Raw genomic sequence first — 14,815 nt, 5'->3', positions numbered from 1 at the left:
GTCACCGGGTGGGCCGCGCCGGGGGTGCGTCGTCCGGGGCGAGGTGCGCACCGATCCGCCGGAACAGCGTGTCGGCCTCGTTCCGGTACGCGCCGGTGTCGTCGAACGCGGCCGGGTCGAAGGTGACGGCAACGGCGACGGCGATCTTCTGCGACGGCAGGTATGCCTCGACCGCGGCGTACCCACCGAACAACGGATTCTGCATCAGCCAGTTGCCGGTGACCACCACACCCAGACCGTAGGTGTAGCCCTCGGACTGCGGGAAGCACGTGGGGCAGCCGGGCAGGGCGGTGGTCCGGCCGCGCAGGTCCGTCGACACCATCGCCCGGTACGACTCCGGTGAGAGCAGCGTGCCGGTGCCGACGGCAACCGCGGTGTCGTGCAGGTCGTGGATGTCGGTGGTCTGGACGGCGCCGCGGGTGATGGTCCAGGACGGGTCCCAGAACGTGGATTCCTCGTAGAAGGCTGTCGCGGCGGGGATCCCGAGCGCCTGCCGGCGTTCCGAGCTGAACGCATGCAGCACCGGCTCCGGGATCGCCGGCGTCTGCGACGGCGTCGTGCCGTCCAGCCCGAGCGGGTCGAGCACCCTCTCCTGCAGCAGGTCCGCCACCGGCCGGCCGGTGATCTTCTCGAGCGCCAGGCCGAGGATCACGTAGTTGGTGTGCGCGTAGTTCCAGTTGGTGCCGGGCTCGTAGAAGAGGGGCTGGGAGGTGCCGTAGGCGATGAGTTCCTCGGGCGTCCAGTTCCGGAACGGGTCCCGGTAGATCGCATCCGACAGTTCGGAGTTCTGCACGTAGTCGGCGTAGCCGGAGGTCATCTGGGCGAGCTGTCCGAGGGTGACCCGGTCCGAATTCGGAATGTCGGGCAGCCACGTCGAGACCGTGTCGTCGAGGCGGACCTTCCCCTCGTCGACGAGTTGCAGCAGCAGCGTGGCGACGTAGGAGATGGCCACGGCGCCGTTGCGGAAGTGCATGTCGGTCGTCGCCGGCACGCCGGTGGTGGATTCGCCGTAGGCGCGGGTGAGGATCTCCCTGCCGTCGACGGTGACGCGCACGACCGCCGCCTTCAGGTGCGTCTCCGCCATGGTGTCGCGCACGATCCGGTCCACGGCCCCGGCCTGCGCGGGGTCGGCCGAGGCGGTCCCCGATGCGGCCGCGGTGTCGGTGGATCCGGACGGGCCGGGCGCCGCGTCGTCCGTGGACGTGCAGGCGGTCAGGAGGGCGAGTGCGCACACCACGGACAGGATCCGCCGGTTCGGGGGCATACCTGATCTTGGCAGATGCGCTCGGCCGGTGCGATCACTCCGGTCCGGCGGCTGCGGTTCGGCGCAGGTCCCGATCGGAGCGCAGGAGGGCGGTGAGTTCGGCCCTGCTGCGGACTCCGGTCTTCGTGTAGATCGCCTTGAGGTGATCGTGGACGGTGTTCGCGGTGATACCGCGACGGTCGGCGATCTCGGCGGTCGAGTATCCGGCCATCGCCTCGAGGCACACGTCCCGTTCGCGTGCGGTCAGCGCGTACGCGGCGAGCAGCAACTCGGCGAGCTCGAGGCCGGTCGCATGCTCGATCGTGACCACGGTCTGCGGTTCGTCACCGCCCAGCAGGGCGGTGGCCCGCACCAGAATCCAGCCGCCGGTGGCGTCGCGGATCCGCGTTCGGAACACACCCGAACCGCTCGCACGCGCCCCGAACGCGGCGGCGCGCACCATGACGGCCAGCCGTCCCGGCGCGATCTCGTCGAAACGGTCCTGCCAGTCGCGGGCGGCCGCCGTCAGCGCGAGCGGCTCACCCGCGGCCCCGGTGACGACCACGGCCGGACCCGGGTCGCCCCGGCCCGAGGCGGCGGTGGCGCACACGGCGGCGCGGGTCGCCGACGCCACCGCCGGCGCCACCCGCGTGAGGAACTCGACCTCCGAGTCGACGAAGTCCGTCCCGGACCGAACGAATCCGGCCGCGCCCCAGCACAGTCCGCCGATCCGGAAGATCACCCGCAGTTCGTGGTCCAACCCGAGCGGACGCCACACCCCGGCGTGGCGAAGACTGTGGGCCACCTCGTCCGGGGGCAGCTCGGATCCCCGGGCCGCACCGCGGCCGTTGCGGAACAACTCGGCGAAGGTGCCGGGATCCCGCCCGCGGTACTCGCTCTCGGCGAGCAGCGGTTCGTACTCCGGCGGAATCCGGTCGGGGCCGCTCGTCATGGAACCGATCGCCAGGGACCGGGGATCGATCATCGCCCAGCACGTCAGGTCGCTGCGCACCGTCCGGCCGACGAGTTCGATGGCGCGCTCGTGCACCTGCGTCACGTCGGCGCCCGCAGCCGCGAGCGCCACCACCTCGCGGCCCACCTTCTCCGCCCGGATCTCGAGCATGAACCCAGTATGCGCTGGTGGCGGGCCAGTACCCATCCCCGTTTTCGGGGATGGGCCACCGGCCGGGCGGTTCCTAACGTGACAGGCATGTCCGACAACATCGAACTCTGCAGGATGGGCGAGGGCCGTCGCCTCACCCTGCCCGACGCAACCGTCACGGTCCTGTCCACCGGTGCACACGCCGGCGGAGCCTACGAACTCTTCCTCGTCGAGGCCCCGCGCATCGAGCCGGCGCCGCTGCACGCCGAACCGTGGACCAAGTCGTATCACGTGCTGAGCGGCCGGATCCTGGTCCGTGCGGCAGCGACCGGCCACGAGCTCGCGGCCGGGGACACGATCACCCTCGCGCCGGGAACGGTGAACTCCTTCACCGTCCTGACCGACGCCGCGACCTTCCTGCTGATCGCCGCCGGGACCTCGATGGGCGGCTTCTTCGGCGCGGTCGACGCCCTCGGGCACGAGCGTCCACCGCACGAGACGGGTCTGGCTCTCCGAGAGGTCGCCGACCGGTACGGGGTCGCGCTCGCAGCGGAGGCAGGTGCGTCGTGATCGTTCTCGCGCAGGTCGCCGCGCTGGCCGCCGCGGCCGTGCATCTGCTCGCCTTCGTGTGGGAGACGCTGCTGTTCCGGCGGCCGTCGATCCACGAAGACCTGTTCCGCATCCCTGCCGGCGACGTCGCGGCGGTGCGGATGTGGGCGTTCAACGTCGGCTTCTACAACCTGTTCCTCGGCACCGGCGCGCTGATGGGGGTGGCCCTGTGGCGGGCCGGCGAGGACACGGTCGGACGCGCGCTCGTGCTCTACACGTGTTCGTTCATGCTGCTCGCCGGGATCGCCCTGTTCGTCTCGGACCGCCTGGCCATGAGCCGGCCCCGCGGCGCCGGGCTCGGGGGTGCCGCGGCGCAGTGCACGCCCCCGGCGATCGCGCTGATCGCGCTCGCGGCGGCCTGAGCCGCTACTCCAGTGCGGCGACGTACCGGAGCAGCGCCGCGGCGCGGTCAGCCGGTGACCGGCGCGGGCAGCTCGTGCACGTGCCGCTGTCGGTCGCCCGGTAGATCAGGCAGCAGGAGCTGCGTCGCAGGAAGCGTCGCCCGTCCGCCGGTTCCGGCGATCCGGGAGCTGCCGCCGTGACGCTGCCGGTGGGATCGACGTCGACGAAACGCGGTGGCAGCAGCGGCGGCATCGACAGCGCGGCGGCGAGGGTGCACCCGTCGTCGACGCGGCGGGCGGCACGCCCGGCGTCGAGGGCACGGTTGGCGATCGAGTCGGACGCGACCGCCCACAGCGCCCGCTCCGGCGCACCCGACACCCGCGCGAGCGGCGCGATGATCGCCGACAGCGCCGGCACGAGAGCGCGCGCAAACGCATCGGCCCCGGGCAGCAGGCGCGAGGAACGCACCGCGCCGAGGTAGCCGTCCTCCCGCAGCACGCAGCGCAACCGGGCCGGGTCGGGATCGGGCGCGTAGCCGGTGGCCAGGAGCATCGCCACGGGTCCGGCCACCAGCGTCGAACTGGCGGAGTACCACCAGAGCGTGCCGTTGACCCGAGGGTCGCCGCAGTCCCACCTGCGGCCGGTGTCGGATACCCGTCCGGCCAGCCACCGCGGATCGGTCGTCACCGTGCCCGGAAGGACGGCGGTCCCGAGGTCGACGGTGTGCGCGAAGTCGCCGAGCAGGGTCCGGGCCGCGGCGTAGGCACGCGCCGCGGCGTCGGCGTGCCGGTCAGGCATCGGCCAGCCCCCGGACCTCGAGCGTGCGTCGTCCGTCGCCGTCCACAGCCACCCGGCCACGAACTCCGAAGACCCCCGCCAGCAGGGCGGGGTGCAGGACGTCTTCCGGGGTTCCCGCAGCGACCACCGACCCGTGGTCCAGTACCGCCATGTGATCGCAGTACGCGGTCGCCAGCCGCAGGTCGTGCAGCGTCACCAGCACGGCGAGCCCGTCCGCGGCGAGGCTGCGCAGCAACTCCAGCACGGTCAGCTGGTGGCGCAGGTCCAGGTGATTCGTCGGCTCGTCGAGCAGGAGCACGCGGGGTTGCTGGGCCAGGGCCCGGGCTATCGAAACACGTTGGCGTTCCCCACCGGACAGGGCAAGCACATCGCGATCGGCGAGGTGCAGCAGCCCGAGCCGGCCGAGCACCTCCTCGACCACCGTCCGGTCGTCGTCACCGAAGGGCTCGAGCCACCCTCGTCGGGCGGTGCGCCCCAGCTGCACCGATTCGCGCACGGTCGTCCCACCGAGCGAGACCGGCTCCTGGACGCCGACCCCGACGAGGCGCGCGAGGGTGCGGCGCTTCAGGTCCGTGACGTCCTCGTCGCCGACGGTGATCGTGCCGGCCCCGACCCGCACCGCGCGGTAACAGGCGCGCAGCAGGGTCGTCTTGCCGCTGCCGTTGGGCCCGACGAGGGCGAGCACCCGGCCCGGGACCACGTCGAGGTCCACCCCGTCGAGTACGGTGCGGTCGCCCAGCCGCGCGCGGACCCCGGTGGCGCGCAGGCGGGTCATCGTGCCCGCCCGTAGCTGCGCCACAGCATGACGAGGAAGGCGGGCGCACCGAGCAGACCGGTGACGACCCCCACCGGCAGCTCGGTCGAGCCGCTGACCGAGCGGGCGACGACGTCGGCCAGGACCAGCGCGAGCGCCCCGGCCACCGCCGCCACGGGTAGCAGCCGGACGGTGTTGCGGCCGACGAGACGGCCGGCGATGTGCGGGATCAGCAGTCCGATGAATCCGACGGTCCCCGAGACGGCCACCGCCGCGGCGGTGAGCAGCGAGACCGCAAGCAGGATCAGGATGCGGAACCGCCGCACGTCCATTCCCAGCGCGGTCGCCCCGTCGTCGCCGACGAGCAGCAGGTTCAGCTGCCGGCCGCACAGCAGGACGCCGCCGCCGACGGTGAGCAGGACCAGCGCCGGCACGGCGAGCATCGACCACGTCGCGTCCCCGAATCCTCCTGCCAGCCAACGCATCACCGTACCGATCTGACGGTCGTCACCCAGGACCAGCAGGGTGAAGGTGGTCGCCGCGGAGAACACCATCGACATCGCCACGCCGACGAGGACGATCGCGGTGACGGCGTGGGCGCGCAGACTCACCGCGATCGCGCCGGCAAGCGGAAACAGGGCTCCGAGGAAGGCCGCGAACGGCAGGGTGAAGGCTCCGAGTGCGCCGCCGCCGACACCCAGGACCGTCACCAGCACCACCCCGAACCCGGCACCGGAGGACACGCCCAACAGGTAGGGGTCGGCCAGCGGGTTGCGGGTCACCGCCTGCGCCACCACCCCGGCGATCGCGAGCGCGGCCCCGACGACGGCGGCCGTCAACGCCCGGGGCAGGCGTGATTCGACGACGATCGCTTCCCGCGCCGCGCTCCACCACGGGGTGAAGACGCCCGGTGCGAGGCGGTGCGCGACGATCGCCCACACGTCCCCGAAGGGGATGTTCACCGTGCCCAGCGACACGGCGCCCGCCAGCGCCAGCATGAGCGCGGCGAGCAGCGGGGGCAGGATCAGCCCGAGCGAACGACGCGCCGCGCCCCCGTCCCGCCCCCGCGCGGCCGACGCAGCAGCGCCGACGTGCGGTGCCGATGCGTCGGCCAGGGTCCCGGCGGGGGTCATTCCGTGTCCGTGAACGCGGCCGGGTGCAGCCCTCGGGCGATCGTCGCGACCGAGTCGACCATGCGCGAGCTCTCGAAGAAGTCGTCGAGCGGCACGACGACGAAACGATCGTTGCGCACGGCGGGCGTGGTGGCCACGATCGGGTGGCTCTTGAGATAGGCGATCTTGTCCTGCGCGCTGGTCGCGCCGTAGTCGAGTACGACGATCGCCTCGGGTGCGCGCTCGCCGACGATCTCCCAGCCGGTGGTGAAGTACGGTTTCGGGCCTTCGGCGGTGATGTTGTCGGCGCCGGCGTATTCGGCGATGAGGTTGCCGATGCCCACGCCGCCGACCGAGAGCGGCTCGGCTTCGCCCGAGTCGTAGAAGAAGGTGCGCACCGGCGCGACGGCGGCCTGCTCCAGCCGGGCGCGTACCGCGTCGAGTTCCGCGGTGATCGACTCGGTCAGTTCCGCGGCCTGCCCCTCGGTACCGAGGAGGGCGCCGAGTTGGGCGAAGTCGTTCTCCAGCAACGCGATATCGGAGAAGCCGGCACCGCAGTACTCGGAGAACAGGAACGTGTGGATACCCGCCTGCTCGAGTGCGTCCCGCCCGCGTCCGGTCTTGTCGTCGAATGCGCTGCGCATCCCGCCGACGACCAGATCCGGGTCGAGGTCGCGGATCTGCTCGTACGTGGGGTACTCGGCAGCCAGCGACGGAATCGCCCGGAACTGCTCGGCCGTCTCGGGCAGCGGGTCGTCCTTCTCGCCGTAGCCCATACCGACGATGCGGTCCCCCACGCCCATCTGGATCAGGGTCTCGGTGACGTGGTCGTTCATCGACACGATCCGCTGCGGGGGCGCGTCGTAGGTCGCGGTGCGTCCGCAGTTGGTGATCGACACCGGTTCGTCGAAGGCCGCGGCCGGCGGGGTGACGCCGGTGTCTGCGCCCCGCGAGCAACCCGACAGGGCCGCGGTGGCGACGGTCAGGACGGCGAGAACCGCGGCGGCGTCTCGCACGGGACGGCGGAAGTCGACGGGCATGGGACCTCGTGCTCTGCTCAGGTGGCACGAGGCAGACTCCGGCACGGCAGCGGCCCCGGACAGCGGGCACCGGCTACCCTGCTGGACTCCATCTCGTAGACCACGACGAAATACCGGAGTCGCGCACCCCCGTGCAGGCGATCGGGCTCACCGTCGGATGGACGGCCTACCGTTGCGGGTCAGCGCCGGACTCGGACCGGACTTTCCCTGCACGGGCGTCAGCAACGCTGCGGCCATTATGCATGTCGGCGGCCGGCCCGCATCGCAGAGTCGGCCACCGGGGCGCGGGTCCGTCGGGACGGCAACTGTGGGTTCCACTGCTCGGTGTTACTTCTCGGTGCTTCCGACCTGCGGATTCTCAACGTCGTGTCAGTGCCTGATTCTCACGAACCTGTCGGAATCCTCAGCCCGGCCGCTATCCCGTAAGCCGATCCCCGAGCGGCGAGGAACTGGCCTCCGCGGTGCCGTTCTGCTGGAGTCGGGAAGGCACCCATCTACGTAGAACGTCCGAATCCGGGAATCTCGAGACTGTCGGCGAGCCACTGGCAGACTGCCTGCGCGTAGAGGTCGGGCGCCTCGACGGGAAGCAGGTGGCCCACGTCATCGATGGGTCGGGGTGTCCAGCCCGGCCGTCGGGCGTGCTGCATGAGCGACGCGGGGTCGACAAGGTGATCGTCCCGTCCCCACAGCACAAGTACGGGCACCCGCACGGAGTCGAGTGCCTCGTTGGTCGGCCTCTGCGTGATGAACATGGCTTTGACGATCGACGCGAACGCCGTGGCCGTGCCCGCGAGCCGTTCCGGGTGCTCGCGGGCCGCCTCGAGGCCCTCGAGCCACAGGTCTACCTGCGCTCGTGAGACACGGCCCGGGTCTCCACCGATGAGGTCGGTCCGGCCACCTGAGATGGAGCCCGCATCTTTGATCGCGGTTCGCTTGGCGTCCAGTATGCGCCGGCCCGCCAGTCGCAACACCATGCGTGTCGTTGGCGGGCCGGCTGCGACTACGAGGCGTCCCAGCGTCTGCCACCCGAGCGCCTCGGCTGGTGACGTCCGGCGCCACGGCAGCGCCGGGGCCACCAAGACGACTCCCCGAGTCTTCTCGGGCATCATTGTGGCGGCCAGCGCCGCCACCAGGCCACCTGTCGACCAGCCGTGCAGCACCACCCGACTCTCGAGGCGGAGCTGCCGAACGAAGGCCGACACGAAGCGAGCGTCCAGGTCCGCGCGTGGCCCATGCCGATACGGATCACCGGTGTGGCCGACAATCGTCCCCGGGAGGTCGACGGAAATCACCGGCCCGAGCTGGCGCAGGTGAGGAACGAGATCGATCCACATGCTCGCGCTACCGGTCATCGGGGGCACCAGCAGGTGAACTGGTGCGTCGGGAGGCGCGGTCGACGCGGGCTCCGCTCGGACATAGTGCAGGGGCACGCCGCATGCGCTCGTCGACACGCTGCGCAACCCCGCCCACGGCTGCGACCGGACGCCCCAGTCGTCGTATCGCACGGTGATCCCTCCCTCCTTTCCCAGAGTATTCGGAGGCTGGATGGGGGCGACGACGGTCGAAGCGATCGATCATCTGGCACTGCGTGGGAGAGGTGCCCCCAGGCCGGTAGGTGCGCCGATGCCCGGCCCGCCACCCCGTTTTCGCCTGCGCCACGGCGCGGCGGGTGGTGCGTTCGGTCCCGTCGAAGCCGAGCTCGACCAGTCGGTCGTGCACGATGTCGGCGCGGACCCGACCCTTGCCGCGCTCGACCCACTCCTCGATCTTGGGGAGGTACTCGTCGATGATCCGCGGTCGCCGCGCCGAGCCGGCCAGCGCGACGCCGGCGTCCCGAGCGGCGACGTAGCGTCGGACGGTTTTCGGATCCACCCCGGCGAGCTGCGCGGCCGAGTGCGCTGGTTCAGGACCGACACACCGCCGGTCCCATTGCCACGGACAGGGAGATCAGCTGTCCGTCAGCAGGGAAAACGTGTCCGCCTACAGGGAGGTTGGCATGTCCGCTAGCAGTCGATGTCGTAGCCGCCGGGGATCTGTCGTGGCCGCGGCCACCTCGTCGCGGCGGGCGAACTCTTCCGGTTTGACGTTCACGACCGTGAACCCAACCCGGAACGCCGTTCCATCGTCCGCGGCCCTCCCCCGGTTTCACCCTCACTTTCACCCCGCTCGCGACCTCGGCTCCGGAACCGCGGCGATCCCCGGTGCGTTCCGATTGATGGTGGCTGCCGAACGGGCTGCGCCCTCGTGCGACCGGGGCCTCGCCACCGGCCCCTCTACGGAGGGGCAACGCGCCGGAACGTCGGGTGGTGATGCGGACCGGCGGGGCCGGTCACCGCGCAGGGGGCGGTGACCGGCATCCGGGCGCGTGCAGGCCGGCACACGCGAGCGGGTCACCCTACTGCCACGCCGCTGCCTCGCCCGCGGTGCCACGGACCGGGACCGGCGCCGCCGACTCCACGAAACCCAGAGTTCAAAATGCGGCCATCTGCCGGAGACCCGCCGCCGCGACACTGGACGCACAAGGTGTCAACGACGGACGGGAGACACTGAAATGTCCGAGAACATCGCCCACCGACCCGATCCCCTCTTCGCTCTGCCGGCCGCGACCGTGCCGGCGGCGCCCCACTCGGTACGCCTCGAGGAGCCGGCCCCGATCCGCACGGCGTCCGGCCTGCGTCCCCGCGTGGGCACCGTCCTCGGCACGGTCGTCTCCGCGGGGGCCGTCGCCACCATGGTGACCGGCTTCGTGGCGGTCGGTGCCGTCGCCACCGTCTCCGGCCTGGTCTCGGCCGTCCGGCCCTGACCGGCTCGGCGAACCCCTCAGTCGGCGAACTGCACGCTGTCGACGACGACGTCGGACCCGAACAGTTCGCGAGCGCGGACCAGAGCCGCGTCGCGCACCTCCGGCTCCGACAACATCGTGGGCAACGCCAGTGTCAGCAGCGCGGAACGACCGTCGGACCTCGGCTGTGTCCTGACACGGCAGACCCAGTCCACCGTTCCGCCCTCCCGGCGCAGTGCCAGCTCGGTGCGCGCGACGTCGCGGGCGAAGCAGGGCAGCGCGGGATCGGTCGTGCGTTCGAGCTGGGCCACGAGATCCTCGAGGCGATCGGTGCGCCATTGGCGCAACCCGGCCATCCGGGGTTCGACGTTCATCTCGGCACCCTTCGACGCCGGCGACCGTCGGATGCGCTCGCGGAAGCACGCGGGTCCGAGGTCTGCGGCGTCAGCGAAAACTGACTACTACCGAGACCATCGCGCCGCGAGCGCGCGGCGTTTCACGAGTCCGGCAACAGGCTGCGTTTCATGAGCCCCGCAACAGGCTGCGTTTCATGAGCCCGGCAACAGGCTGCGCAACGCCGGCAGCAGGTCCTGTTCGGCCCACCGGATGAACGGCCCCTGCCGGTCACCCCCGATCTGGACGAGGGCGACCTCGGTGAATCCCGCGTCGACGAACGGCCGGATCTTGTCCACGTACTCGTCGATGTCGTCGCCGCACGGCAGTTGCGCCCCGACCTGCTCGGGCGTCACGAACCGGGTGGCCGCCGCGAACGAGGACGGCGCGGGCAGGTCCGGGTTGACCTTCCAGCCGAGACCGAACCATCGGAACTGCTCGTGGGCCCGCTGCACCGCCGCGTCGCGGTCGGTGTCGTAGGAGACGGCGATCTGCCCGACGCGCGGTTTGCCCGCGCCCCCGGCCTCGTCGAACATCCGGGTCAGCTCCGGCTCGGGTTCGGTGGCCACCATCAGGTCGGCCTTCTCCCCGGCGAGGGCGCACGACTGCGAACCGGACACGGCGATCCCGATCGGCACCCGGGTCTCGGGCAGGTCGTACAGGCGCGCGGACTCGACGTCGAAGTAGTCGCCGCGGAAGTTCACGTTCCCGCCGTCGAACAGCGCCGAAATGATCTCCACGGCCTCGGCCAGCATCTCGTGACGGGTGCCCACCGCGGGCCAGCCCTTGCCGACGACGTGCTCGTTGAGGTTCTCTCCCGCGCCCAGGCCGAGGCGGAACCGGCCCCCGGACAGGATCTGCATCGTCGCCGCCTTCTGCGCCACCACCGCCGGGTGGTAGCGCAGGATCGGGCAGGTCACGTAGGTCATGAGCGGGATCCGCTCGGTGGCCTGCGCCGCGGCACCGAGGACGGACCACGCGTAGCCGGAATGCCCCTGTTCCTCCAGCCACGGGTTGTAGTGGTCGCTGATCACCGAGAAATCGAAGCCGGCCTTCTCCGCCATCTGCACGTCGCGGACGAGGTGGTCCGGCCTGGACTGCTCGCAGAGCATGGTGTAGCCGAAGTCGGTCACTGTTCGTTTCCTCCCGTGGTCCGTGTCGGGCACCCTGCCGATGCCGGCGATCCGTCCTTCGGGATACCCACCGGTCGCGCCGGTACACGACCGTCACGGTAGGGAGGGTCCGCCGAGATGCCGGCCGCGCATCTCGGCGGGTACGGGTGTCTCGTTGCGGCGGTCCGGCCCGGCCGGCTCGCCGCAACGAGGGGTCGATCCGGTGTCAGACGAGGCAGACGACGAACAGCGGCACTCCGACGACCGGAACGAAGAGCAACGGAACGCACACGACACCGAGCGGACCGAGGACCGCCGGCTGGACGGATTCCGCGATCGGGGCAGGTGCGGTGGGGATGGCGGGAGCCGCTGTCGCGGCGCCGGTGCCGAGGGCGATCATGGGGGCCATGGCGGTCGCCGCTACCGCCGCGCGAAACGTATTCCTGCTCATGGTGTTTCTCCTCGCGTCGCGTGCCGCGACCGGTGCGCGCCCACGGCACGGAAATGGATCGGCTGTGTATCAGCATCGCCGACGAACCCGCGGCCGGGCGACGGGGAAAACCCTGCATCGCGACGACCCGGGCGTGGCCGCGTACCGACGGGTCTCGTTTCGGTCGAGGCCGGCACCCGATGCTTCCATTTCGGTTGAGGAGAGGGTGCCGGCCCCGCCCGGGGGCTACGGTGAAGCTGTGCTGTTCGGGCGGGGACCGGAATGCGCACGCATCGATCGGCTGCTTGCCGCCATCCGGCAGGGAGCGGGTGGCGCAGTGGTGCTGAGCGGAGAAGCGGGAATCGGCAAGACCACCCTCCTCGACTACGCCCGCGAGCAGGCCTCCGGGTTCGGGGTGCTGTCGGTGACGGGCGCGGAGGCGGAGTCCCCGTTCCCCTTCGCGGCGCTCGAACGCCTGCTGGCGCCGGTGCCGGGGCCCACGACGTCGATGTCCAGGGTGCGCGCGCTGTGCGGCTCGACCGCGCGCGAAACCCTCGGGGCGGAGGACCGATTCGCGGTCTGCGCCGGATTCTTCCGGATTCTGACAGCGGCGGCGCGCAGCGCGGCACTGCTGGTGGTGATCGACGATGCACAGTGGCTGGACCGGCCGACCCTCGACGCCGTCGCCTTCGCCGCTCGGCGGCTCACCACCGAGCGGATCGGGATACTGGTCGCCACCCGCGAGCCGCAGGGTCCGGCCGGCGTCGAGACGTCGGTGGTGCGGGGCCTCGACGACGAGGCGGCCGGGCGGCTGCTGGCCGCCCTCCTGGGCCGGCGCCCACCGGACGACGTGGTGGCGGCGGCGGCGCAGGTGGGGGGCAACCCGTCGGCGCTGCTGGAGCTGGCCGGCACTCTCTCGTGCGACGAACTCACCGGAACCCGTCCGCTGCGCCTCCCGGTACGCGCCGGGTCCGCCGCGACCCGCATCTTCGGTACGCGCATCGCCGCGCTCGACGACGCGACGCGCCGCGCCCTCCAGGTCGCGGCGGTGGCGGCCGACGACGGGTTGCCGGTGGTGTCCGCCGTCCTGGCACACCTGGGGATCGCCGGCAGTGCACTGGAAGCGCTCGAGGACACCGGGTTGACGTCGTTCGCGGGCGGCCGGCTGTCCTTTCCGCATCCGTTGATCCGCAGCGCCGCGGTATCCGATCTCCCACCGACGCGGCGGCGGTCGCTGCACCGCGCAGTGGCGGAGATGCTCACCGATCCGGCGCAGCAGGACCGACGTGCGTGGCACCTGACCGAAGCCACCCTCGCCCCGGACGAGGGCACCGCCCGGGAACTGGAGCAGTCCGCGCGGCTGACGTCGGAACGGCGCGGGTGCGCGGCCGCCGCGGCCGTCATGGAACAGGCTGCCGCGTTCTCCGCGGACGAGGCGGCCACGGCCCGGCGTCTGTGCGCGGCGGCCGACGCGGCCCGGCGCGCGGGCCGCAGCACGACCGCGCTGCGGCTGCTGGACCGATCCGACGGCCACACCACCGATCCGGCCCTGCGGGCCGCCAGCGCCGGCGTCCGTGGTCGGGTCGAACTCCACACCGGCGCAGCGTGTATCGCACGCCGGCTGTGGGAGACGGGCGCCGCGGACATCGGTGGACGAGACCCGGCGCGAGGCGCCCACCTGTTGGCCATGGCGGCCGAGGGAGCGCTCGTCGCCGGCGAGCCCGAGGGGGCGCTGCGGCTCGCCCGCCGGGCGATCCGATCGGTGCCGCCCCGGGACATCGACACGACACTCCTCGGCACGCTCGTCATCGGCAGCGCGCTGTCGTTGTCCGGCAACCCCTCCGACGGGATGCGCTGGCTGCAGGATGCGGCGGCGCTCGCGCGGTGGGGCGCCGACGCCGAGGTCGAATGGGTCCTGTTCGCGGAGCTGGGCGCGGTGGCCTGGCACGGGGAGGACGGCGATCCGCGGCAAGTGCTCGACCCGCTGGTGCACCGGCTCCGGGCCGAGGGCGCCTGGGGGCAGTTGCCCCTGGCGCTGTACGTCACGGCGCTGGCCGACAGCCGCCTCGGACGCCTGCACTCCGGTCGTCGCGCGGCCACCGAGGCCGTCGAACTCGCCACCCGTACGGGCGACCTGCTCGCGCTGTGCGCGGCGCTCGGATGCCTGGCGGAACTCGAGGCGCAACTCGGTGACGAAGGAGCCTGCCGGGTGCACGCCGCCGACTCGTTGCGGATCCGCGAGAGGACCCGCCTGGGCGAGATGCATCGCGACGCCCTGGACGGACTCGGGCTGCTGGAACTGAGCCTGAATCGGCCCGACCGTGCCGTCGATCATCTGGAGGAGGCCAATCGGCGCCCGTCCGGCTACGCGGACGGCGTCCTCGTCGCGCGGGCGTCGTCGGCCGACCTGATCGAAGCGTACGTCCGGACAGGACGCGACGTGCCGGACGCGGTTCGCGAACAGTTGCGGCTGCTCCCGGAACTCGGGCTGCCCGACGCTCTCGGGGCCCTGATCTGCCGCGGCCGGGCACTGATCGGCGACGACGCGGAGTACGACACGTGGTTCACCGAAGCCCTGCAACTGCACGCACGCTCGCCGTCCCCGTTCGACACCGCCCGGACCGCGCTGTGCTACGGCGAACGGTTGCGCCGCGCCGGGCGCCGGCGCGACGCCCGCAAGCATCTGGAGGCGGCGTTCGACGCGTTCCGGCACATCGGGGCCCGCACGTGGGCCGCGCAGGCCGCGACGGAACTGGGCGCCGTCGGCCGGCCGGTCGACGTGCCCGCCGCTGCCGCGGGGCACCGGCTGACCCCGCAGGAGCTCCAGGTGGCACGTCTCGCCGCCCGCGGCGGCACCAACCGGGAGATCGCCGAGCAACTCTTCCTCAGCGTCAAGACCATCGAAATGCATCTGGGACGGCTGTACCGGAAACTCGGCATCCGGTCCCGCACCCAATTGGCGAACTATCTGCGCGACAACGTCCTCGCCTGAGCACCCTACGAGGCGGTCGTCGAGCGGTCGGTTTCGTGGGTGGGGCGTACCCGGTCGACTCGGGGACCGGTCATCGCCGAGTTGGTTGGTGGGGGCCTGTCTCTTA

General features: G+C 71.8%; 14 protein-coding genes and 1 riboswitch. Of the genes, 4 read left to right on the top strand and 10 right to left on the bottom strand.

The features are described 5' to 3' along the window. Nucleotide 1: 1 nt before the first annotated feature. On the bottom strand, nucleotides 2-1,264 hold the full coding sequence (locus tag G6038_RS27685; protein ID WP_165041711.1) for a serine hydrolase domain-containing protein: 1,263 nt from the start codon (nucleotides 1,262-1,264) through the stop codon (nucleotides 2-4). Between the two features lie 34 nt (nucleotides 1,265-1,298). Then, nucleotides 1,299-2,366: a helix-turn-helix transcriptional regulator gene (locus G6038_RS27680; protein WP_165041709.1), complete on the bottom strand. Its 1,068-nt coding sequence runs from the start codon at nucleotides 2,364-2,366 to the stop codon at nucleotides 1,299-1,301. A gap of 87 nt (nucleotides 2,367-2,453) precedes the next feature. Between G6038_RS27680 and G6038_RS27675 the strand changes: the two genes are divergently transcribed. Together G6038_RS27675 and G6038_RS27670 are read left to right on the top strand one after the other, a co-directional pair. After that, nucleotides 2,454-2,915, top strand: a complete 462-nt coding sequence (locus G6038_RS27675) for a hypothetical protein (RefSeq protein ID WP_165041707.1) — start codon at nucleotides 2,454-2,456, stop codon at nucleotides 2,913-2,915. After that, nucleotides 2,912-3,316, top strand: coding sequence for a DUF1304 domain-containing protein (locus G6038_RS27670; RefSeq protein WP_165041705.1), 405 nt, complete (start codon nucleotides 2,912-2,914; stop codon nucleotides 3,314-3,316). Before G6038_RS27675 ends, G6038_RS27670 begins: the two co-directional genes overlap by 4 nt. A gap of 4 nt (nucleotides 3,317-3,320) precedes the next feature. Here G6038_RS27670 and G6038_RS27665 read toward each other — a convergent pair whose 3' ends face one another. The 5 genes from G6038_RS27665 to G6038_RS27645 all read right to left on the bottom strand — a co-directional run bounded on the left by G6038_RS27665 (nucleotide 3,321) and on the right by G6038_RS27645 (nucleotide 8,361). Next, complete coding sequence (locus G6038_RS27665) at nucleotides 3,321-4,094, bottom strand: (2Fe-2S)-binding protein (protein WP_240918786.1); 774 nt, start codon at nucleotides 4,092-4,094, stop codon at nucleotides 3,321-3,323. Next, complete coding sequence (locus G6038_RS27660; RefSeq protein ID WP_165041701.1) at nucleotides 4,087-4,869, bottom strand: ABC transporter ATP-binding protein; 783 nt, start codon at nucleotides 4,867-4,869, stop codon at nucleotides 4,087-4,089. Before G6038_RS27660 ends, G6038_RS27665 begins: the two co-directional genes overlap by 8 nt. Continuing rightward, nucleotides 4,866-5,981, bottom strand: a complete 1,116-nt coding sequence (locus G6038_RS27655; protein ID WP_165041699.1) for an iron ABC transporter permease — start codon at nucleotides 5,979-5,981, stop codon at nucleotides 4,866-4,868. Before G6038_RS27655 ends, G6038_RS27660 begins: the two co-directional genes overlap by 4 nt. Then, nucleotides 5,978-7,000 (bottom strand): ABC transporter substrate-binding protein, encoded by a 1,023-nt coding sequence (locus tag G6038_RS27650; RefSeq protein ID WP_165041697.1) that lies wholly within the window; start codon nucleotides 6,998-7,000, stop codon nucleotides 5,978-5,980. Before G6038_RS27650 ends, G6038_RS27655 begins: the two co-directional genes overlap by 4 nt. A 118-nt stretch (nucleotides 7,001-7,118) precedes the next feature. Continuing rightward, a riboswitch (cobalamin riboswitch) is annotated at nucleotides 7,119-7,238 on the bottom strand. 256 nt (nucleotides 7,239-7,494) lie between these two features. Next, nucleotides 7,495-8,361, bottom strand: a complete 867-nt coding sequence (locus tag G6038_RS27645) for an alpha/beta fold hydrolase (RefSeq protein WP_346772937.1) — start codon at nucleotides 8,359-8,361, stop codon at nucleotides 7,495-7,497. Nucleotides 8,362-9,551: 1,190 nt separating this feature from the next. Here G6038_RS27645 and G6038_RS27635 point away from each other — a divergent pair. After that, entirely contained in the window at nucleotides 9,552-9,803 is a 252-nt protein-coding gene (locus tag G6038_RS27635) for a hypothetical protein (protein ID WP_165041693.1), read from the top strand. A gap of 17 nt (nucleotides 9,804-9,820) precedes the next feature. On the opposite strand, the gene G6038_RS27630 is transcribed toward G6038_RS27635, so the two are convergent. The 3 genes from G6038_RS27630 to G6038_RS27620 form a co-directional block, all read right to left on the bottom strand. Beyond that, nucleotides 9,821-10,156, bottom strand: a complete 336-nt coding sequence (locus G6038_RS27630; RefSeq protein WP_165041691.1) for a hypothetical protein — start codon at nucleotides 10,154-10,156, stop codon at nucleotides 9,821-9,823. Nucleotides 10,157-10,330: 174 nt separating this feature from the next. Next, on the bottom strand, nucleotides 10,331-11,308 hold the full coding sequence (locus G6038_RS27625; RefSeq protein ID WP_165041689.1) for an LLM class F420-dependent oxidoreductase: 978 nt from the start codon (nucleotides 11,306-11,308) through the stop codon (nucleotides 10,331-10,333). Between the two features lie 205 nt (nucleotides 11,309-11,513). Then, nucleotides 11,514-11,738 (bottom strand): hypothetical protein, encoded by a 225-nt coding sequence (locus G6038_RS27620; RefSeq protein WP_165041688.1) that lies wholly within the window; start codon nucleotides 11,736-11,738, stop codon nucleotides 11,514-11,516. 238 nt (nucleotides 11,739-11,976) lie between these two features. On the opposite strand from G6038_RS27620, the gene G6038_RS31985 reads away from it, so the two are divergent. Then, nucleotides 11,977-14,709, top strand: coding sequence for a LuxR family transcriptional regulator (locus G6038_RS31985; RefSeq protein ID WP_165041686.1), 2,733 nt, complete (start codon nucleotides 11,977-11,979; stop codon nucleotides 14,707-14,709). Nucleotides 14,710-14,815: the final 106 nt, after the last annotated feature.

The organism is Rhodococcus sp. 14C212 (assembly GCF_011058195.1).
Classification (GTDB): domain Bacteria; phylum Actinomycetota; class Actinomycetes; order Mycobacteriales; family Mycobacteriaceae; genus Rhodococcus; species Rhodococcus aetherivorans.
This window is presented reverse-complemented; position numbering and strand designations above follow the sequence as displayed.

Bases quoted from the DNA above. Each gene is read 5' to 3' on its own strand.
- G6038_RS27685 (WP_165041711.1), bottom strand. From the start codon at position 1,264: ATGCCCCCGAACCGGCGGATCCTGTCCGTGGTGTGCGCACTCGCCCTC.
- G6038_RS27680 (WP_165041709.1), bottom strand. From the start codon at position 2,366: ATGCTCGAGATCCGGGCGGAGAAGGTGGGCCGCGAGGTGGTGGCGCTC.
- G6038_RS27675 (WP_165041707.1), top strand. From the start codon at position 2,454: ATGTCCGACAACATCGAACTCTGCAGGATGGGCGAGGGCCGTCGCCTC.
- G6038_RS27665 (WP_240918786.1), bottom strand. From the start codon at position 4,094: ATGCCTGACCGGCACGCCGACGCCGCGGCGCGTGCCTACGCCGCGGCC.
- G6038_RS27660 (WP_165041701.1), bottom strand. From the start codon at position 4,869: ATGACCCGCCTGCGCGCCACCGGGGTCCGCGCGCGGCTGGGCGACCGC.
- G6038_RS27655 (WP_165041699.1), bottom strand. From the start codon at position 5,981: ATGACCCCCGCCGGGACCCTGGCCGACGCATCGGCACCGCACGTCGGC.
- G6038_RS27650 (WP_165041697.1), bottom strand. From the start codon at position 7,000: ATGCCCGTCGACTTCCGCCGTCCCGTGCGAGACGCCGCCGCGGTTCTC.
- G6038_RS27635 (WP_165041693.1), top strand. From the start codon at position 9,552: ATGTCCGAGAACATCGCCCACCGACCCGATCCCCTCTTCGCTCTGCCG.
- G6038_RS27630 (WP_165041691.1), bottom strand. From the start codon at position 10,156: ATGAACGTCGAACCCCGGATGGCCGGGTTGCGCCAATGGCGCACCGAT.
- G6038_RS27620 (WP_165041688.1), bottom strand. From the start codon at position 11,738: ATGAGCAGGAATACGTTTCGCGCGGCGGTAGCGGCGACCGCCATGGCC.